Below are 20,766 nucleotides of genomic sequence, written 5' to 3' on the forward strand. Positions count from 1 at the left end.
TTGGCTGTTTATAGATAACTTTTCTCGCTCAACCAAGCGTGAATAACAGAGAGGGTTTTGTCTTGGAATTTGCCGGATTCATACATATGGTCTGCTCCTGTCAGAGAAACCAGGACAGAATCTTGGTAGTTTTTAGCTGTTTTTTGGGCAATGGCAGAAACGGTCATCTTGTCCTCGCTACCTGTGATGACCAGAACAGGTCCTGTAATCTTACTAAAATCCACGTAGCCTGCTCTGCTTTTGTCAAAGAAAGGAAATGCCATCTGAGTATAAACCTTGCCAGACTCGGGCACCAGGGTCTTGAAGATCTCTTCTTTGAGGGAAAGCTCCTGAACGTTAAGGCAGTAGCGGAAGAATTCGTCTTTATAAGGTGGCATGGGCTTTTTCCAAAATCCCCAGCGTAAGAAGTGGCGGATAAAACAACGAATCATGGTTGGGTAGAGAGCGAAGATGTCAGCTGTAGGAGCGGGTCCCATGAGAATCATGCCAGCCACCTGAGTACGTTCTGCGACCATTTGGGCCAAGAGGCAACCCAGAGAATGCCCCAAGAGCAGCGGTGGCTCATCCAGGCTTTCGACCAAGGCCACCAGGTCATCAGCATAGTCTGTCAGGCTGACGGCACCGACCTTTTCCATGACTTCATCATAAGGTAGGTCGTGGTAGCGCAGGCTAGGGGTGTGGACCCGCAAGCCCATTTTTTCTAATTTATGGGCAAAATCTCCCCAGACGGAGCCGTCACACCAGGTTCCGTGAATTAAAACGATATCTTTCATCATTGACCTCCATTTTTTATCAGTATAGCATAGAAATAACTCGGAAAAAAGAGGGCTTTTTTTGAAAAAGACCGTCTGGGATCGTTTTAAAATGTATTTGTTATTGACCTGCAAGTTTGCTGTAACAATTGTTACATTTCCTTAAGTTTCCTGCAAGTTTTCTCCTTTAGGATAGAATGCATGACAAAAAGGTAAAGGAAAGAAAACAGATGAAGACACAATTATTACAACAAAAAATCAAAATGGGGATGCTGGCTGCAACCGCCAGTTTTACCCTAGGTCTAGCCAGCTTGACTGTCCAAGCGGATACCAGTAGCACGGATAGCCCAACAGTAGCCCAGCTGACCCAGCAAGCTGAAGAAAAAGCCGCTGCAAAAGCGGCAGCAGAGGCCAAGGCAGCGGCAGAAGCTGCAGCCCAAGCAGCTCTTGCAACCAACCTGGTATCAGAAGTAACGGTCACTTATACAGCCAATACTTATCCCGTTGGGCAGTGTACTTGGGGAGCTAAGGAAGTAGCCACTTGGGCAGGCAATAACTGGGGCAATGGTGGCGACTGGGCAGCCAGTGCCGCTGCTGCAGGATTTGAGGTTGGAACGACACCGAAAGTAGGGGCCATTATGGTGTGGACCGATGGTGGTTACGGGCATGTGGCAGTCGTGACAGATGTTAGCAGTGATGGTCAAGTACAGGTTCTGGAATCAAACTATGCGGGTAATATGACGGTGGCCAATTACCGTGGTTGGTTCAATCCAGCCAATGAAGGGGCGCAGATTTCCTATATTTACGCACCAGTGGATGTTTAAAACGGATTGTTCCTTTAAGTTTTATGAAAGGAAGAAGAGCTATACTATCCTTAAGAAAACGAGAGAAGGAGGTATTAATTATGAATTCAGTAAAAATTGGTTTATCTGCAGCCCTTGCATCAGTTACCATGATTGGAGCAGGACAATTGGTCCAGGCTGATACGACTTATATGGCTCAGACTTATTCAACACTTGAGCAAGCCTCTGTTAAAAGCCTGATTCAAGGCCAAACGATTACAGTTCCAATCGAGTTTGCAAGCTAATTATTAGAGGCTGGGCTCAAGCCCAGCTCCACTTCTCAGAGTTCGTTTCAATATCTCAGCGCAGTGGTTGATTGGCAGATTTGTTCGTGTTTTGCACTCCAAATCTGGCCTCTACGACTGATGCGAACAGAGTTCGCCTTATTTCCAACCTCCAACTGTCTCCCAGACAGTTGGAGCTGTACGGGGGTGGGAGTAAAATAGTCCAGTGGACTATTTTAGCCCGAACCTACTGTTTGGAAGTGAGGGGAACTCTTTTTTGACCTAGTCGAGTTCTTTCCCACTCCCTTTTCTATGCCATAGTTTTTTTCAATGACCTTGATAAAGAATTTATATTGGTCAAGTCGAGCTGGTCATGATAAGATATCTAAATGATAAGTTGAAAGAATGTGTTTTGTTTCATGAAAGAACAAGATGGTTTTTCAACGCAGCACACTATGTTACAGCATGAGGTAGAAAATATGAAAAAAATGGCATTGTTCACTAGTTTCGTCCTTGCAAGTTTTGCCTTGGCAGCTTGCAGCACCAGCTCATCGACGAGCACCAGTTCAGATCAAACCCTTTATGAGCAAATTCAAGCAGAAGGTGTCATTCAGATTGGTACAGAAGGTGCCTATGCTCCTTATTCTTACCATGATGAGAGTGGAAAGCTTGTCGGTTACGATGTTGAAGTTGCAGAAGCTGTCGCAGCAAAATTGGGGCTTGAAGTTGAGTTTGTTGAGACAGAGTGGGATGGCATGATCGCAGGCTTGGATGCAGCTCGATTTGACACAGTAGCAAACCAGGTGAGCATCACCGATGAGCGCAAGGAAAAGTATGATTTTTCTAAACCATACACCTACATTTACGGTGCCTTGGTGACTCAGTCTTCCAACCAGGATATCACGCAGTTTGAAGATCTTTCAGGAAAAAAATCTGCCAATAGTTTAACCAGTAACTGGGCAACGGTTGCTGAAAGCTATGGAGCAGAAGTGGTTGGGGTAGATGGTTTCCAACAGGCTGTTGAATTGTTGACGGCGGGTCGTGTAGATGCAACCATCAATGACAATGTTGTATATTTAGATTACTTGAAGCAGCATCCAGATGCAGCGATCCAGGTCGTTGCTCTAACTGAGGATGTGCAGACAACCGCCTTTCCAGTTGTAAAAGGCAATGAAGAATTGGTTGCAGCGATCGACCAAGCCTTGGCTGATTTGGCTGCGGAAGGAAAATTGACAGAAATTGCTGAGAAATATTTCGGCGAAGATGTTTCGACAGCAGCAGAATAAGGAGAAACGATGACAGATAGATTATGGCAGTTGTTAGTGGACTCATTTGTCCAAATTCTTGTACCAGGATTGTTGGTGACGATTCCCCTAACGATTCTGTCATTTTCTATTGGTCTTCTGATTGCAATTGGGACTGCCTTGGTGCAAATTGCTGGAGTTCCAGTCTTGAAGCAGCTGGCACGATTCTATATTTGGATCATTCGAGGGACCCCACTTTTGGTCCAACTCTATGTGATTTTCTATGGTTTACCGAGTTTGGGACTGGTGATTGATGCCTTTCCCTCTGCGGTTCTGGTCTTTTCTATCAACACGGGAGCCTATGCTGCGGAAACCATTCGTGCCTCCATTGAGGCAGTGCCCAAGGGACAGTTGGAAGCGGGATATACGGTTGGTTTGAGCTTTGGCCAAACCATGCGGCGGATTATATTGCCACAGGCCTTTCGTGTCGCCTTTCCCCCTCTTTCCAATACTTTGATTGGCTTGGTGAAAGATACATCCTTGGCAGCCAATATCACGGTCTTAGAAATGTTTATGGCCACCCAGCAGATTGCAGCAAGGACCTATGAACCCTTTGCACTCTATTGTGAAGTTGCCTTGATTTACCTCTTCTTCTCGACCATTCTGACCAAGTTGCAGGCTTATGGTGAAAAGAAACTGGCTACCTATTAGGAGGACAAGATGCTACAAGTTGAACAACTAAATTTGTCCTTCAAGGGACAGCAGGTGATTTATGATTTGGATATGGGGCTTGAAAGTGGACAAGTAGTAGTAATTCTGGGGCCATCTGGCTCTGGGAAAACCAGTCTCTTGCGGTCCTTGAATTTCTTAGAAGAAGCAGATAGCGGCCGTTTGACCTTTGGAGGCGAAAGCTATGATTTGGCTAAGATGTCAAAGAAAGCTATTGCAGCCATTCGTAAACGGACTGGCTTTGTTTTCCAGCACTATAATCTTTTTGCCAATAAAACAGCGCTTGAGAATGTCACAGAAGGCTTGATTGTCGGACGAAAATTGAATAAGGAAGAAGCCTTGCGAATTGGTCGCTCTGCCTTGGACAAGGTGGGGTTGGGAGATAAATACCAGGCCTATCCAAGTCAGCTTTCAGGCGGCCAACAGCAACGGGTCGGTATTGCACGTGCCATTGCTACCAATCCAGAAGTGATTTACTTTGATGAGCCGACTTCGGCTTTGGACCCGGAGTTAATCGGAGAAGTGCTGGAAGTCATGGTGGAATTGGCTAAGGAAGGTATGACCATGCTGGTTGTAACGCATGAGATGGGCTTTGCGCGTGCTGTGGCAGACAAGGTCATTCTGATGGACCAGGGTCGGATTGTGGAAGTCGGCAGTCCTGAGCAGATTTTTGACCACCCAAAAGAAGAACGGACCAAGCAGTTCTTGGCTCGGATTCGTCAAGAAAGTACAGACCAAGGTTAAGCCTTGGTCTTTTTTAACTTTTCAGCAGGTCTTTTTTGGGTTATAATAGAGAAAACGTTTGCGTAAAAATGAACAAGGAGGATGAGGATGGTTAGTCTTGCAGAAGTTGCCCGTCGGGCAAATGTGTCCAAAATGACGGTGTCTAGGGTATTGAATCATCCAGAAAAAGTGAGCCAATCCTTGAGGGAATTGGTCGAACAGGCGATGAAGGACTTGAATTACCGTCCCAATATTCAGGCTCAAGCCTTGGCGCAAAAGCGGACCCGGATTATTCAGGTGATGATTTTAGAAGAGATGGCGCTGGTGGAACCCTATTATGCTGCGCTTTTGGCAGGAATTGCCCAGGCTGCTCAGACCAATCAATACAGCATGCACCTGGCAACGGCAAAGGAGGCCCTGTCGGATCAGTGTGATGGCTATATCGTGATGGGAGCCCGTCAGTCTGACTATGAATGGCTGGCTTCTCTGACTAAGCCCTTGGTTCTTTTCGGGGAAAATAAGGCAGGTTTCTCCTTCGTGGATACGGATAATCGCACAGCTACCTATCAGGCAAGTTTGTTTGCCCATCAGCAGGGGTATGGCCAGCTAATCTATGTTGGACTGGATTTGGAAGAGTCTTTTGCTCATTCTAGGCAGGCGGGCTATGTGGCTGCCATGGAGGACTTGGGATGTCCTCCTCAGCTCTATAAGTTAGAAAATCGATCCCGTGTTAGCCAAGCCTTGTTGGATGGTCTGGAGCTTTCTAGCGATGTCAAAACAGCCTTCATTTGTGGGTCGGACCGCCTTGCGCTGGGCTTGGTTCGAGGGTTGGAAGCAAGAGGGAAACGGATTCCTGAGGAGGTTGGGGTGATTGGTTTTGATGGATTTTTCCTAGATAAGGTTTCTAGACCTAGTTTGACCACTATGGAGCAGCCGCTCAGTCAAATGGGGCAGGCCTGCCTCGAACAACTCTTGCAAGCCATCCAGAGCCAGCAAGATGAACCGACCTCCCTGTTTTTCCCAGCCAAATTGATTCAAAGAGAAACCACGCTTTAGGTTTCTCTTTTTTTAATGTAAAAATGTTATCGGTAACATTTAAGAAAACGTTTGCAAAAAATGATTTCTCTTTTATACTATATAGTATAAAGATATAAACAGGGAGGAAACTATGAAACAGAAAATGGGAGAAAAACGCCTCCATTTTGGCATTCGCACCTTGTCCGTTGGCGTTGCATCCATCGGTATTGCGAGCAGTCTCTTTTTTGCAGGACCAGCCTATCAGGTAGAAGCAAATGAGTTGGACACAACCACGGTGGCAGCAACAGATACAGGAGCGACAGAATCTAATCAGGCAGGAGACAGTCTTGATACAGCTTCGTCTATTAGCCCCTTAGCTGTTGAAGAAGGGGTAAGCCAGCCAGCTGTTTCAGAAGAAGCAGTTCTTCCGACAGCAACTGAGTCAGTTGAGCCTGTAACAGCTACAGAAGAAAATACTTCTTCAGCAGAAACCCCCATCGAAGAAGGTAGCATTCGTCTGCACTTTGAAAATGTAGATGAAACAGCACCAGAAAGTCAAGGACTTTGGACTTGGGGAGGAGTGGCAGAGCCGTCCGATGGTAATCAATGGCCAAGGGATACAGCGAATTTTTCAAGCAGTCAGGTAGATGACTACGGCCATTACGTTGATATTAAAAAATCTGAGACACCAGGAACGATTGGCTATCTGGTCCTCAAGAATGGGGAAAAAATAACAGAATCGGACCAAAAAGTGGAGCTTCTTGTTCCGGAACAGAATGAAGCCTGGATCGCTAGTGACTACAGCGTGTCTAGCTATGAGCCTCTCAAAGATGAAAATGTTCTCCGCATCAATTACACCCGTGAAGACAACAATTATGAAGGTTGGGGCGTATGGACTTGGGGGGATACGACTGAAGCGAGTGATGGCTGGCCAACAGGTGCCGTGGACTTTAAACTTGGCAAATATGGTGCTTATGTTGACATTCCTCTATCGAATGGTTTGGATTCTAAGCTTGGATTTCTACTAATCAATCAGAATAATCCAGATTTGGCAGGCAATAAAACCATTGATTTAGCCTTTGCAGACCGTAAACGGCATAGCCAAATTTTCCTTCGAAACGGTGACGACAAAGTCTATACAAATCCATATTTTATCGAAGAGAAGGTAGAACTTGATACCAGCAAAGCGACTCCGGGTACAAAAAATGTGACCCTTGAGGCTAGTAGCAAAGCGCCATTCAACTACAATGAAAGTGGCTTGGTATCTGTAACTGTCACCAACCCTGAAAATGCTGAGATTGTCAAAATGGAAGTCGATACAAGTGCCATCGGCGGAGGTCTTGTGCCAATCTCTACTGAGCTCAATCGTGTGACCATTAAAGCGACGTCTAGCACAGCGCCAGGGACCTATAGTCTTCCTGTAAAGGTCTATGACAAGGACAACGGTTATTACGAAACCAGACTAGATGTGACCATTACAGAGCGTATCAAGGCAGATGGTGAAAAAGACTGGGACGAGCAAGTCATCTACTTCATGATGACAGACCGTTTCTATAATGGAGACACCAGCAATGACAAGCTGGTAGAAGGAACGGCCTCCAACCCACGTGGTCTTTACCAAGGTGGTGACTTCAAAGGAGTGACAGCTAAGCTGGACTATCTGAAAGAATTGGGTGTGGACTCTATCTGGTTGACACCAATTGTGGAAAATATTCCACAGAATGTCGGTAGCGTAACAGATGGAGAGTACTATGCTTACCATGGTTATTGGGCATCCAATTTTGAGAAACTTAATCCGCATTTGGGAAGTTTAGCTGATTTCCATGAATTGATTGATGCCGCAGCGGAAAAAGGTATAAACATTGTTGTTGACGTGGTGCTTAACCACGCTGGCTATGGTACAGAAGAAACCTTTGCAGGTATGGTACGGACTAAGGAAGAAGACAAGCAGGGAGATGACCAATTAGGCTCATTATCTGGTTTACCAGACTTCAAGACAGAAGAAGCAGCTGTTCGCAATCAGTTGGTTGCTTGGCAGGCATCTTGGTTGGAACGCTCAACAACTGCTAAAGGTAATTCAATCTATGGTTTCCGTGTCGATACAGTCAAACACGTTGATGATACAACCTGGCAGCATTTCAAAAATGAATTGGTGGATAGAGATCCTGACTTCCACTTGATTGGGGAAACTTGGGGAGCTAACTATAAAGATACCAAGGGTGACTTGGGAATCGGTACTATGGACAGCTTGTTGGACTTTGGCTTCAAGGATATTGCTAAATATCTGGTCAATGGTCAACTGAAAGCAGCTGGAAAAGAGCTGGAAGAACGTAGCAAGGTTCTGACTAGTGCAGCTTCTCTGGGTCAATTCTTGGGCAGTCATGACGAAGATGGTTTCCTTTACAGTCTCGGTGGCGCAGAAAAAGAAGGAAATCTGGATAAACTGAAATTGGCTGCTAGTCTTTTGATTACTGCTAAAGGTCAGCCAGTCATCTACTACGGTGAAGAATTAGGTCAATCTGGACAAAACAACTGGCCAGTTTATGACAACCGGTACGATTTCGATTGGAGCAAGGTAGAGACTAGCGACATCGCAGACCACTATCAGAAATTGTTGGCTTTCCGTAATGCCAATTCAACATTGCTCTCACGTGGTGATACAAGCACCCTTGCTGGAAATGATAGCCAAGGTTGGCTTATCAGCAAACGCAGTTACCAAGATCAAGCTGCCTATCTTGTCTTCTCAACCAATACCGAGAGCAAGGAAATGGCGCTTGAAGTATCTGGTAAGGATGTAGTGGTCACAGATGCCTACACAGGAAAAACGTATCAAGCTATTGAGAAAGACGGTAAATGGGTTGTTCAAGTCGAACTTCCAACTATCGGTCAAGGTGGCACCATGCTCCTTCAGACTCAAGCAGGTGACATCGTCAATGCAAGTGTGCAAGGAGCGACTGAAGAGCCAATTGAAGCATGCTACTTCCGTGTTCACTTCAAAACCTTACCATCTGATAATTTATCTAGTCTAGGTCTATGGACATGGGATGATGTCGAAAAACCATCGTCAGATGTTGGTGCTTGGCCAACGGGTGCAACCAATTTCAGTACTGCTAAACAGGATGACTATGGCTATTATTTGGACATCAAGATGAAAGATGAAACGGCCAGCAAGATTAGTCTGTTGATTAATAATACTTCTGGCGAGAATATCACGGGTGACAAGACCATAGAACGGATTAGTACCAAGATGAATGAAGCTTGGTTTGATGAAAACTACCAACTCAGCCTCTATCAACCGCTTAAAGAAGGCTACATCCGTATCAATTACTTCCGTACAGATGGCAATTATGACCAAAAAGGTCTCTGGATCTGGGGTGATGTGACTGATGTTACCTTGGGTGACTGGCCAAATGGTATTGATTTTGAAAACCAAGGCAAGTACGGTGCCTATATTGATGTCAAATTGACAGATTTACCAAGTTCCATTGGCTTCCTGCTATTGGATGAAAGCAAGTCAGGAGATGATGTGAAGATTCAGCAGAAAGATTATAGCTTTACAGATTTGAAAAATCAGACACAAATCTTCCTCAAGGATGATGATGCGACTATTTACACCAACCCTTATTTTGTCAACAATGTCCGTGTAACAGGTGTTTCTCATGTTAGCCTAACAGCTTTAGAAGCAGCCTTTACAACGCTGGAAGGTGCGGATAAGGATAGCATCTTGGAGAAATTATCTGTAACAGATAAGAATGGTCAGACAGTTGTTGTGACGGACCTTGTCTTGGACCTTACTAGCAACAAGGTGAGAGTCCTCGGGGATTTCAACCAAGAAAATGCGGGCTATACCCTCAAATATGGCAATGATAGCTTCACAACAACTATGAGCTGGCAATTGAAGGATGAGCTCTATGCTTATGATGGAGAACTTGGTGCGCGTGTGCGTCAGGCTGGTAGTGTTGTTGATATGACTCTCTGGTCTCCAAGCGCAGACAGTGTAGCAGTTGTTCTTTATGATAAGGATGACCAGTCTAAGGTGATCGGTAAATTGGCCATGACCAAGGGCGATAAAGGACAATGGGACCTCGAATTAAACGGTCAATCAGGTCTTGGTATCGCGGACTATCGTGGTTACTACTACCATTATGAAATTACTCGTGGGGATCAAGCTGTTCTTGTTTTAGATCCATATGCTAAGTCTTTAGCGGAGTGGAATAGTGATTTGGCAGATACAGATCCATCTTATCGTATTGCAAAAGCTGCGATTGTGGATCCATCAGAAGTTGGTCCAAGTGGCTTGGGCTATGCCACAATTCCTAACTTCAATCAGCGTGAAGATGCGATTATCTATGAAGCACATGTCCGTGACTTCACATCAGATCCTGCTATTTCCGATGAATTGACAGCTCAGTTCGGCACCTTTGCATCCTTTGCAGAGCGTCTCAGCTACCTTAAGGACTTGGGTGTGACCCATATTCAGCTGCTCCCAGTTATGAGCTACTATTATGTCAATGAATTGAAAAATGCAGAGCGGATGAGTGAGTATGCTTCTAGCAACAGCAACTATAACTGGGGTTATGATCCACAGAGCTACTTTGCCTTTACAGGTATGTATTCTACAGATCCGACCGATCCAATGAAACGCATCGAGGAATTCAAAAACCTGGTCAATGAAATCCACAAACAAGGCATGGGTGTGATTTTGGATGTGGTCTATAACCACACTTCTAAGACCTTCTTATTTGAAGATTTAGAACCAAACTATTATCACTTCATGGAGGCAGATGGTACGGCTAAATCAAGCTTTGGTGGTGGTCGTCTGGGAACTACTCACTACATGAGCCGTCGTGTCTTAGTTGATTCCATCAAGTATCTTGTGGATGAGTTTAAGGTAGATGGTTTCCGCTTCGATATGATGGGTGACCATGATGCCGAAGCAATTGAGCTGGCCTTTACTGAGGCTCAAAAACTTAATCCAAACATTATTATGCTTGGTGAAGGATGGAGAACCTTTACAGGTGATGCCAATCAGCCTGTTCAGCCAGCGGACCAAGATTGGATGAGCTCAACAGATACGGTTGCGGTATTCTCAGATGAGATTCGTAACACACTTAAATCTGGTTATCCAAACGAAGGTCAGCCAGCCTTTATCACAGGTGGTGCTAAGAGTGTTGAGTCTGTCTTTAATAACATCAAGGCACAACCAGGCAACTTCTTGGCAGATGATCCAGGCGATGTGATCCAGTATATTGCTGCGCATGATAACTTGACCCTCTTTGATATTATCGCTCAGTCCATCAAGAAGGATCCATCAGTTGCTGAAAACTATACTGAAATTCACCAACGTCAACGTTTGGGTAACTTGCTAGTTTTGACTGCTCAAGGGACACCGTTTATCCATTCTGGTCAGGAGTATGGACGGACCAAACAGTTCCGCCATCCTGATTACAAGGAGCCGGTTACAGAGGACAAGGTACCAAACAAGGCGCATTTGTTGACCAATGCAGATGGAACGCCATTTGACTATCCATACTACATTCATGATTCTTACGATTCATCGGATGCGGTCAACAAGTTTGACTGGACCAAAGCGACAGATGAGGCGCTCTATCCAGAGAATACCCGTACTCAGGCCTTTACAAAAGGATTGATTGCCTTGCGTAAATCAACAGATGCCTTCCGTTTGGGAACAAAAGAAGAAGTTGAACAGAAGGTTAGCTTGATTTCAATTCCAGGTCAAAATGGTATTGCCAAAAATGATGTGGTCATTGCCTATCAAACCATTGCAAGCAATGGGGACCGCTATGCTGTCTTTGTTAACGCAGACAGCAAGGAGCGCAGCTTTGTTCTTTCTGATAGTTACAAAGAATTGCTGAAGGGTCAAGTGCTGGTCGATGGTGAACGGGCTGGAATAGCAGCGCTGACTGATTTGGTAGGTGTGACATTGACAGATGATGCAGTTGTACTTGCGCCATTGACTGCAACGGTGATTCGCTTGGAGTCTGAACTAGTGACCTGGGTCCCAGATGAGGCGCCTTTAGCGGAGGCTTTGCCAGAAGGACACTTGGATCTGGTTCCGGATACGGCTCCAACAGCTCCTGTTTTACCAGAGGGGCATGTGGAAACACCTTCTGATTCTAAACAAGCAGCTAGTCCGCTTCCAACCAGTGCCCCTGTTTCAGAGACTGAGAGCCAGTCTTCATCTGTTCTGCCAAGTACAGGTGAGCAGGCTAATGCAGCGGCCATCTATCTGGGCTTAGCTGGCCTCGCAGCTTCAGCTGTCTTGCTCAAACAGAAAAAACGGGAAGAATAGGATTTCCTCCAACAGCTTCGATTTAATCGGAGCTGTTTTTTAATTTCACATATGAACATACAATTTTTTGATTTTCGAAATAATTTTCCGTATAATAGAGTTGGAAACGTTTTCGATATCATTTTTTTCTTTAGTAAGAAAGGAGAATACTATGAAAAAGTCACTTGTTACCTTGTCTGGTCTTGCTCTTTTAACAGTCTTGGCTAGTCCTGTATTTGCTTTGGAACCTGGCACAACCATCGATCCAAACAATCATTCCGCTATTGAAGCGCCGACAGCTGAAGTACTTCCAACTTTGGACATTGAAGCGTCATTGGCGGCAGGTGAGTCTGTTTATGTACAAGTTCCAGCTGAAGCACCAACTGCATCAGATCATACTGCTGAGTTGAAATATGAAGCGACTGTTGTGGATGGCGAAGTGTTGATTACAGCGGTTCCTACAACAGCACCTACTAAAGAGGCATTGAACCTGAAGGGTGCGATTGATAAGGACGGTAAGGGCTATGTATATGGTATTGCAACGGATGTGGAAGTTCCAACTGAAGCACCAGCTGCAAAAGTATTGCCTAAAACAAGCGTAGCGAAATAAGTTGCCCATCACCCATTCTGATAAATAAGGTTGCCAGCTCTTGGCAACTTTATTTTCATTCATAATAGGAGCCTACTACGATGAAGAGATCTAAAGTCCTACCCCTACTGCTAGGTCTGTTGGCCCTTGTGTCCCTTGCTTTTATCTCCTTTACCTTACTAAGCACGCAAACAAGTCAGGTAGAGATAACTCAGTCATCGGTGACCAAGTCCAGCAGTCAGGCAGAGCAGCCTCCTTCTTATCAGGTTTCAGAGGAAGAAAAAGCCAACCTGGCCAGTCAGTTTGCAAGTCTACAGGCTATCAACCCAGAGACGATCGCCTATATCTATGCACCAGGAACCATGTTGGATGAACCTGTGGTGCAAACGGGGGACAATGCGACCTATCTATCAAAGACCTTTGATGGGGGATATGATCCCTATATGGGGACTGTCTTCATGGATATGGAAAACAAGAGCGATTTCAGCGACCAATTGACCTGGTTGTTTGGGCATGCTAGGGGGGCAACTGTTCCAGACCATCGGATGTTTAATGATGTCAATTTCTATGATAACCAGGAATATTTTGATCAACATCCTTACATTGTCATTCAAACACCTGAACGAACCTATTATTACCAAGCGGCCTTTTTGATTATCGTTCCGGAGACGACTGCTTTTTATCGTACAAGTTTTGAAGATGATAAGCAATTTGTAACCCAGTTGGCTATGGTGAGTCGTGATGCGGTGACACGAAACCCATCCATTACTATCCAATCAACGGACCGCTACATTGTCTTGTCAACATGTCGAGAAGAGGATGTGACGATACGGGCTAATCTTTATTGTCGCCAGATTCCTGATTCAGAGATGGTTGAGTTTCTCAAAAACCATCAGTCCGAACTGGTTTATCAGGCGACACGTTAGGCTTCTATTCTTTCTATGATCATAGAGTGGCAGACCGCTAGAGGGAGCGGTCTGTTTTTTTCTTGGGGTAGAGGAAGGAGGAGAAAAAGTAGGGCTGATGCTGAAAATGGGCTTTGTTCGGGAAATGGTCCAAGAGTGAACACAAGCCTGTGTTTTATTTGGTCTTTTTGTTTGCGCTTTCAAGAATTATAATAAAGCCATAAAAATCATTTCAAAAAGGAGAATGAAAAATGGATTTTCTTCAAACCCCATTAAACTGGTTCTCGCAAAACATCTTGCAGAATCCAGCTTTCTTCGTAGGTCTTTTGGTATTGGTGGGTTATGCCCTCTTAAAGAAAAAGCCTCATGATGTCTTTGCAGGGTTTATCAAAGCAACGGTCGGCTACATGATTTTGAACGTAGCTGCAGGTGGTTTGGTAACAACCTTCCGTCCAATCTTGGCAGCCTTGAACTACAAGTTCCAAATCGATGCGGCGGTTATTGACCCTTACTTCGGTCTTGCAGCAGCAAACGGAAAAATTGCGGAAGAGTTTCCTGATTTCGTATCAGCAGCAACGACAGCTCTCTTGATCGGTTTTGGTGTCAATATCCTCTTGGTGGCACTTCGTAAGGTCACAAAAGTACGGACTCTGTTCATCACTGGTCACATCATGGTTCAACAGGCTGCAACTATTTCCTTGATGGTGCTTTTCTTGATTCCAGGGCTCCGTAATGAATTTGGTACAGCAGCTATCGGTATCATCTGCGGTATCTACTGGGCAGTCAGCTCAAACATGACCGTTGAAGCAACGCAACGCTTGACAGGTGGTGGAGGATTTGCCATCGGTCACCAACAACAATTTGCTATCTGGTTTGTAGATAAGATTGCTCCAAAACTTGGTAAAAAAGAAGACAACTTGGATAACTTGAAGTTGCCTAGCTTCCTCAACATCTTCCATGATACAGTTGTTGCATCTGCAACCTTGATGTTGGTCTTCTTCGGTGTAATTTTGTTCATCTTGGGTCCAGAAATCATGGCAAACCCAGAAGTCATCACTTCAGGCACACCATATAACCCAGCAAAACAAGCCTTCTTCATGTACGTTGTTCAAACAGCTTTCACTTTCTCAGTTTATCTCTTCATCTTGATGCAAGGTGTCCGCATGTTCGTAGCAGAATTGACAAATGCCTTCCAAGGTATCTCAAGCAAGTTGCTCCCTGGTTCATTCCCAGCGGTGGACGTTGCAGCTTCTTACGGCTTCGGCTCATCTAACGCAGTTCTTTCAGGATTTGCCTTCGGTTTGATTGGTCAATTGATTACCATCGTTCTCTTGATTGTCTTCAAGAGCCCAATCCTCATCATCACCGGTTTCGTACCAGTATTCTTTGACAATGCCGCTATCGCGGTTTACGCAGACAAACGTGGTGGTTGGAAAGCAGCAGCAATTCTTTCCTTCCTCTCAGGTGTTCTTCAAGTTGCCCTTGGTGCAGTCTGCGTCGGCTTGCTTGAATTGAGCGGTGGTTACCACGGAAATATCGACTTCGAAATCCCTTGGTTGCCATTTGCATATAGCTTCAAGTACCTTGGTATTGCTGGTTTCGTTCTTGTCTGCCTATTCTTGCTGGCAATTCCACAGTTGCAATTTGCTAAAGCAAAAGATAAGGAAGCTTACTATCGCGGTGAGGCGCAAGCAGACTAACACTCTTCGAAAATCAACAGAACAAAACTTTATTTATTACTTGGTTCATTAAAAAAACAAAATATATTTTATAAAAACACAGGAGAAAACAATATGGTAAAGGTATTAACAGCTTGTGGTAATGGCATGGGTTCATCCATGGTTATCAAGATGAAGGTTGAAAACGCTCTTCGTCAACTCGGGGTAACAGATTTCCAATCAGCTTCTTGCTCAGTAGGTGAAGCAAAAGGTTTGGCAGCAGGATACGATATTGTGGTTGCATCCAATCACTTAATTGCAGAATTGGAAGGTCGTACGAAAGGTCATTTGGTTGGTCTTGACAACCTTATGGACGACAACGAAATCAAGACTAAACTTAGTCAAGTATTGTAATGAATAGGGGACGGGATTTCTTCCCATCCCCTTTCAAATAGGGAGGAACGAGTATGAATTTACAAAAATCATTTACAGAAAACAATTCCATTCGCTTGGGATTGACGGCGGAAACCTGGCAGGAGGCTGTTCACAAGGCTGTTGAACCGCTGATTGAAAGTGGTGCTGCGACAGAAGAATACTATGATGCCATTATTGCTTCGACCGAAGAATATGGTCCCTACTATGTGCTCATGCCCGGCATGGCTATGCCTCATGCCCAAGCGGGTGTCGGTGTCTTGAAGGATTCCTTTGCCTTGATTACCTTAACAAAACCAGTAGCCTTTTCAGACGGTAAGGAGGTTTCCGTTCTGTTGACCTTGGCTGCGACAGATCCAAAGATTCACACGTCAGTAGCCATTCCACAAATTATTGCTCTCTTTGAATTGGAAAATTCCATTGAGCGTCTGGTAGCTTGTCAGACACCGGAGGAAGTCTTGGCAATGGTGGAAGAATCAAAAAATAGCCCGTACTTAGAAGGTTTAGACTTGGATAGCTAGGAGGAAGAAAAGATGACAAAACATATCCCAAATTTACAGGTTGCCCTTGACCATTCAGACTTGCAAGGAGCGATTAAAGCGGCTGTCTCCGTTGGTCACGAAGTGGATGTTATTGAAGCAGGAACAGTTTGCTTGCTCCAAGTTGGTAGCGAGTTGGTAGAAGTGCTTCGTAGCCTTTTCCCAGACAAGATTATCGTTGCGGATACCAAGTGTGCGGATGCTGGTGGTACGGTTGCTAAAAACAATGCCGTTCGTGGTGCGGACTGGATGACTTGTATCTGTTCTGCAACTATTCCAACTATGGAAGCAGCTTTGAAGGCCATCAAGGAAGTTCGTGGTGACAAGGGTGAAATCCAAATCGAGCTTTACGGTGATTGGACTTATGAACAGGCTCAACTCTGGTTGGATGCAGGTATTTCCCAAGCGATCTACCACCAATCACGTGACGCCCTCCTTGCTGGCGAAACTTGGGGTGAAAAAGACCTCAATAAAGTAAAAAAATTGGTTGACATGGGCTTCCGTGTTTCTGTAACAGGTGGTTTGGATGTTGATACACTTAAATTGTTTGAGGGTGTAGATGTCTTCACCTTTATCGCAGGTCGCGGTATCACAGAAGCGGCAGATCCAGCAGCTGCGGCGCGTGAATTTAAAGACGAAATCCGTCGTATCTGGGGGTAAGGCCTATGGCACGACCAATCGGAATATATGAAAAGGCAACGCCCAAGCACTTCACATGGAAGGAACGCTTGGAGTTTGCCAAAGAATTAGGTTTCGACTTTGTGGAAATGTCGGTGGATGAGAGCGATGCACGTTTGGCTCGTTTGGAGTGGACCAAGGAAGAGCGTTTGGAGATGGTCAAGGCCATCTATGAAACAGGTGTTCGTATTCCAACTATTTGCTTCTCTGGTCACCGTCGCTACCCGCTTGGCTCCAATGACCCTGCTCTTGAAGCTAAGTCCCTAGAAACCATGAAACAGTGTATCGAACTAGCTCAGGATTTGGGCGTTCGTGTCATCCAGTTGGCTGGCTATGACGTTTACTATGAAGAAAAATCGCCTGAAACCAGAGAGCGTTTTATCAAGAATCTTCGTCAGGCTTGCGACTGGGCAGAACAGGCTCAGGTCATGTTGGCCATTGAGATCATGGATGATCCATTTATCAACTCCATTGAAAAATACCTAGCTGTTGAAAAAGAGATCGACTCGCCATATCTCTTTGTCTATCCAGATACGGGAAACGTGTCTGCTTGGCACAATGACATTTACAGCGAATTTTACCTGGGACACCGTTCCATTGCAGCTCTTCACTTGAAAGATACCTATGCGGTAACCGAAAACTCCAAGGGTCAATTCCGTGATGTCCCATTCGGTCAGGGCTGTGTGGACTGGGACAATATGTTTGCAGTCTTGAAAAAGACCAATTACCAAGGTCCATTCTTGATTGAGATGTGGTCTGAAAACTGCGAAACAGTTGAGGAAACACGAGCAGCGATTAAAGAGGCGCAAGATTTCCTCTATCCATTGATTGAGAAAGCGGGGTTGAACTAATGCCAAAAGATTTACAGGAAATGCGCCAACGGGTCTATGAAGCCAACGTCGCTCTACCTGCTCATGGACTCGTCAAATTTACCTGGGGCAATGTATCAGAAGTCTGCCGTGAACTTGGTCGCATCGTCATCAAGCCCTCTGGTGTGGACTATGAAAAATTGTCCCCAGAAAATATGGTGGTGACCGACTTGGATGGCAATGTGATGGAGGGAGATCTGAATCCTTCGTCTGATTTGGCGACCCACGTTGCCCTATACAAGGCTTGGCCAAATGTCCATGCTGTTGTGCATACGCATTCGACAGAGGCAGTGGGTTGGGCTCAGGCTGGTCGTGACATTCCATTCTATGGGACAACTCATGCGGACTATTTCTACGGCCCAGTACCGTGTGCCCGTTCTTTGACAGCTGAGGAAGTAAACTCGGCCTATGAAAAAGAAACAGGTGCAGTTATCATCGAGGAATTCGAGCGTCGAGGCATTGACCCAGTTGCTGTTCCAGGCATTGTTGTTCGCAACCACGGACCATTCACTTGGGGCAAGGATCCTGCTCAGGCAGTTTACCATAGCGTTGTCCTTGAGGAAGTGGCTCGGATGAACCGCTACACCGAACAAATCAATCCACGGGTCGAGCCAGCACCAAGCTATATTATGGACAAGCACTACCTCCGTAAACATGGTCCAAATGCCTACTACGGACAGAAGGGTGATGAACACTAATCACTCCAGCTGTCCTTTAGTTTCTTATTAGCAGTAAATGGAGAGACTATTCCAAGCTAGAAAAGCTGATGGAAGAATGAGAGAAGAATAGGTTCCTCATTCTTCTTTTTTTGAAAGGAGAGGATATGAGAAAATTTTTACAAGACAGTCTGACAGAGATTGCCTACTATCTTGAGTTGATCTTGTCTGCCATTTTAGGTCTTGCCCTTCTTGCCTTGTCGGGCTTGCTACTAGCTGACCTCCTTCAGTCCTTCACAGGTGAGATACAGGCAGATGCTTTTATTCAGAGCTTTTTGAGTAAAGCCATGACCCTGGCAGTTGGGGTTGAATTTATCAAAATGCTCTGCAAACAATCCCCTAGCACGGTGATTGAGGTACTCCTGGTTGCCATTGCTCGCCAATTGATTGTGGAACACGGCTCCAGTATGGATTACTTGATTGGAATCGTGTCGGTTGCCATCTTATTTGCGGTGCGAAAATACCTCTTTACTCAGTTTGATGATTCCAATAACATCATCATGCGTGCCAGTCAAAAGGTCAAGGTTGCCAATATTATTGCCCGTGTCAAAATTCCTAGCCAAGGTAGTGAGACTCTGCGCGAATTTGTCACTCGCAAACTGAATGAAGAGGAAAAAACGATCGCCATTGGTGCCTGTGTCTATCTGAAAAATGTCGCCCTACGGATTGACAATATGCACGGAGATTTGATCACACGGGTAGAAATTATTAAGAGCATCTATTGATGCGCAAAAATACATACCTATTTATATAATTGTTAGAATCTCCACTTCAATTATGGTAAGATAGAATAAGATATGAAAGGAGGAGTAGGGGTGTTTCTAGATCAAAGTAGCTGTGCCTTGTTACGGTATTTGATTGGACTGCAAGAGTCAGAAACAATCATGAAAATTTCAAAGGAGTTGCAGCAATCCAGACGGAAAATTTACTACCATCTGGAAAAGATTAACGCTGCCTTTCCAGATCATGTCGAGCCAATAGAGAGCCTGCCTCGCATTGGAATCCGCTTGTCAGATAGCCAACGGCAAGTTTGCCGTTATTTACTTTCGACCATTGATTCCTATAGCTACATTATGAATATGGATGAGCGCATGCAGTTGATGCTCCTTTATATTTGTATCGCACGCGAACGGATTACCTTGGAAAAATTAATGGATCTGACAGAGGTTTCACGAAATACCGTTCTCAATGACCTTAATGAAATCCGCAGTCGATTGAGTAAGGAACAGTATCAGATGACCCTTTATGTTTCTAAGTCACAAGGCTACGATCTGGCCTGTCATCCCTTGACAAAAATCCAATATATCCACTCCTTACTCTATAGTTTGTTCACAGAAGCGAGCAAGAGTTTTGTCAGCATTTTGGAAGACAAGGTTAGTCTTTTCAGTGGTTGCCAGTCCCTTTTTTCAAAAGATTTGGCCCAGTTTTTGTCCCGCCAGGTATATGGTATTGAAAAAGACCTTGGTAAGAAAATCAATCGTTCTGAAATTGAACTGATGCTTAAAATTCTTCCTTATATGCTGCTCACCTATCGCAATATGAGTTTAGAACAGGAGGAAAAGGATGCGATTGTCCGAGAATTTGCCTTGGTTTATGAACGGATTGAGTACGGTGTTGCTCAAAAAATTAGCCAGTCCCTAGAAGAGCAGTTTGGTCTTGATTTAGACGAGATTGAAGTGTCGCTGATTGCCGTCTTGCTCTTGTCTTATCGCAAGGACCGGGATGCCCATGTTACTAGTCAGGATTTTGCGGATTTGAAGAAGGTGGTCGATGCCTTTATCCGTCATTTTGAGCTACATTCAGATTTTGATTTGGAGAAAAAAGAGGAGCTAGCTCATGATTTGCTGGCTCACTGTAAGGCCATGCTGTTTCGAAAAACCTATGGAATCTTATCGCGAAATCCCTTGGTTGACCAGATTCGCTATAAGTATGACACCCTCTTTCGATTGACAAAGTCTTCTAGTCATATCTTGGAGGAAGCCTGGCAAATCCAGTTGACAGATGAGGATATTGCTTATCTGACGGTGCATTTGGGTGGAGCCCTTCGTCGAAGCAGTAGTCGAAAGCTGACCAGTCCGACTGTCTTTCTTATCTGTGATGAGGGAGTTTCTGTGCAGAAATTGTTGATGAAACAATGCCAGCACCACCTACCTGAAAAAACCATCTCTGCCGTTTTTACAACAGAGCAATTTAAGAGTGTGGAAGACCTGTTGGAGGTGGACTTCTTGATTTCGACCAATGAAGTGACGGATACGGATTTGCCTGTGATTCAGGTTCATCCGATTCTGGATTTTGATGATGTCTTGCGTTTGATTCATTTTGCCAAATACCGCAGTCTGACAGACAGCCAAAAAGGTTTTGCCATGGAATTGGACAAACTCCTAGCGTCATATGTTGAAAATGGCCAGGAAGCCTTGGAATTGAAGCAGCGTTTGCAAAATCTGATTGCCAATGAATTATTGGCAAGCTTAGCTAGTTCCGATCTGGAAACGGATTTGTATTAGCCATCTGCGTGCAAAAGTCCAAATGTGAACACAAGCCTGTGTTTTATTTGGTC

18 protein-coding genes are annotated in these 20,766 nt (G+C 44.9%); 17 read left to right on the plus strand and 1 reads right to left on the minus strand.

Annotated features, from left to right (window positions below; genetic code table 11):
- Positions 1–8: 8 nt before the first annotated feature.
- Positions 9–776 carry an alpha/beta fold hydrolase gene (locus tag JNG37_RS04200; protein ID WP_158456301.1) on the minus strand — a complete coding sequence of 256 codons (768 nt, stop codon included), beginning with the start codon at positions 774–776 and terminating at the stop codon, positions 9–11.
- Positions 777–982: 206 nt separating this feature from the next.
- Here JNG37_RS04200 and JNG37_RS04205 point away from each other — a divergent pair, with 206 nt between their 5' ends.
- From JNG37_RS04205 to JNG37_RS04285, 17 genes are all read left to right on the plus strand, one after another.
- Positions 983–1,576, plus strand: coding sequence for a CHAP domain-containing protein (locus JNG37_RS04205; RefSeq protein ID WP_158456303.1), 594 nt, complete (start codon positions 983–985; stop codon positions 1,574–1,576).
- Between the two features lie 80 nt (positions 1,577–1,656).
- Positions 1,657–1,839 (plus strand): hypothetical protein, encoded by a 183-nt coding sequence (locus tag JNG37_RS04210; RefSeq protein ID WP_158456305.1) that lies wholly within the window; start codon positions 1,657–1,659, stop codon positions 1,837–1,839.
- Positions 1,840–2,237: 398 nt separating this feature from the next.
- The gene (locus tag JNG37_RS04215; RefSeq protein WP_238336254.1) at positions 2,238–3,104 is read left to right on the plus strand and encodes an amino acid ABC transporter substrate-binding protein; all 867 of its coding nucleotides are present in this window, start codon (positions 2,238–2,240) and stop codon (positions 3,102–3,104) included.
- A gap of 9 nt (positions 3,105–3,113) precedes the next feature.
- Positions 3,114–3,773, plus strand: a complete 660-nt coding sequence (locus JNG37_RS04220; protein ID WP_158456307.1) for an amino acid ABC transporter permease — start codon at positions 3,114–3,116, stop codon at positions 3,771–3,773.
- Between the two features lie 9 nt (positions 3,774–3,782).
- A complete protein-coding gene (locus tag JNG37_RS04225; protein WP_158456309.1) occupies positions 3,783–4,535 on the plus strand; it encodes an amino acid ABC transporter ATP-binding protein in 753 nt (250 codons plus the stop codon).
- Positions 4,536–4,622: 87 nt separating this feature from the next.
- Positions 4,623–5,570: a LacI family DNA-binding transcriptional regulator gene (locus tag JNG37_RS04230; RefSeq protein WP_158456311.1), complete on the plus strand. Its 948-nt coding sequence runs from the start codon at positions 4,623–4,625 to the stop codon at positions 5,568–5,570.
- 112 nt (positions 5,571–5,682) lie between these two features.
- Complete coding sequence (locus JNG37_RS04235; protein WP_158456314.1) at positions 5,683–11,844, plus strand: pullulanase; 6,162 nt, start codon at positions 5,683–5,685, stop codon at positions 11,842–11,844.
- Between the two features lie 151 nt (positions 11,845–11,995).
- Positions 11,996–12,433, plus strand: coding sequence for a hypothetical protein (locus tag JNG37_RS04240; protein WP_158456316.1), 438 nt, complete (start codon positions 11,996–11,998; stop codon positions 12,431–12,433).
- An 80-nt stretch (positions 12,434–12,513) separates the two neighbouring features.
- On the plus strand, positions 12,514–13,338 hold the full coding sequence (srtB, locus tag JNG37_RS04245; RefSeq protein ID WP_158456318.1) for a class B sortase, LPKTxAVK-specific: 825 nt from the start codon (positions 12,514–12,516) through the stop codon (positions 13,336–13,338).
- Positions 13,339–13,568: 230 nt separating this feature from the next.
- Positions 13,569–15,017, plus strand: coding sequence for a PTS ascorbate transporter subunit IIC (locus JNG37_RS04250; RefSeq protein WP_158456320.1), 1,449 nt, complete (start codon positions 13,569–13,571; stop codon positions 15,015–15,017).
- A gap of 93 nt (positions 15,018–15,110) precedes the next feature.
- On the plus strand, positions 15,111–15,389 hold the full coding sequence (locus tag JNG37_RS04255) for a PTS sugar transporter subunit IIB (RefSeq protein ID WP_002939872.1): 279 nt from the start codon (positions 15,111–15,113) through the stop codon (positions 15,387–15,389).
- 53 nt (positions 15,390–15,442) lie between these two features.
- Positions 15,443–15,928 carry a PTS sugar transporter subunit IIA gene (locus tag JNG37_RS04260; RefSeq protein WP_105107426.1) on the plus strand — a complete coding sequence of 162 codons (486 nt, stop codon included), beginning with the start codon at positions 15,443–15,445 and terminating at the stop codon, positions 15,926–15,928.
- A gap of 12 nt (positions 15,929–15,940) precedes the next feature.
- Positions 15,941–16,606: a 3-keto-L-gulonate-6-phosphate decarboxylase UlaD gene (locus JNG37_RS04265; RefSeq protein ID WP_024376144.1), complete on the plus strand. Its 666-nt coding sequence runs from the start codon at positions 15,941–15,943 to the stop codon at positions 16,604–16,606.
- A 5-nt stretch (positions 16,607–16,611) separates the two neighbouring features.
- A complete protein-coding gene (locus tag JNG37_RS04270) occupies positions 16,612–17,475 on the plus strand; it encodes an L-ribulose-5-phosphate 3-epimerase (RefSeq protein ID WP_158456322.1) in 864 nt (287 codons plus the stop codon).
- Positions 17,475–18,191, plus strand: a complete 717-nt coding sequence (locus JNG37_RS04275; protein ID WP_158456324.1) for an L-ribulose-5-phosphate 4-epimerase — start codon at positions 17,475–17,477, stop codon at positions 18,189–18,191. The genes JNG37_RS04270 and JNG37_RS04275 overlap by 1 nt, the downstream gene beginning before the upstream one ends.
- Positions 18,192–18,316: 125 nt before the next feature.
- A complete protein-coding gene (locus tag JNG37_RS04280; RefSeq protein WP_158456326.1) occupies positions 18,317–18,934 on the plus strand; it encodes a hypothetical protein in 618 nt (205 codons plus the stop codon).
- 90 nt (positions 18,935–19,024) lie between these two features.
- Positions 19,025–20,713 carry a BglG family transcription antiterminator gene (locus tag JNG37_RS04285; protein ID WP_158456328.1) on the plus strand — a complete coding sequence of 563 codons (1,689 nt, stop codon included), beginning with the start codon at positions 19,025–19,027 and terminating at the stop codon, positions 20,711–20,713.
- Positions 20,714–20,766: the final 53 nt, after the last annotated feature.

Source organism: Streptococcus suis (genome assembly GCF_016775005.1).
GTDB lineage: Bacteria > Bacillota > Bacilli > Lactobacillales > Streptococcaceae > Streptococcus > Streptococcus suivaginalis.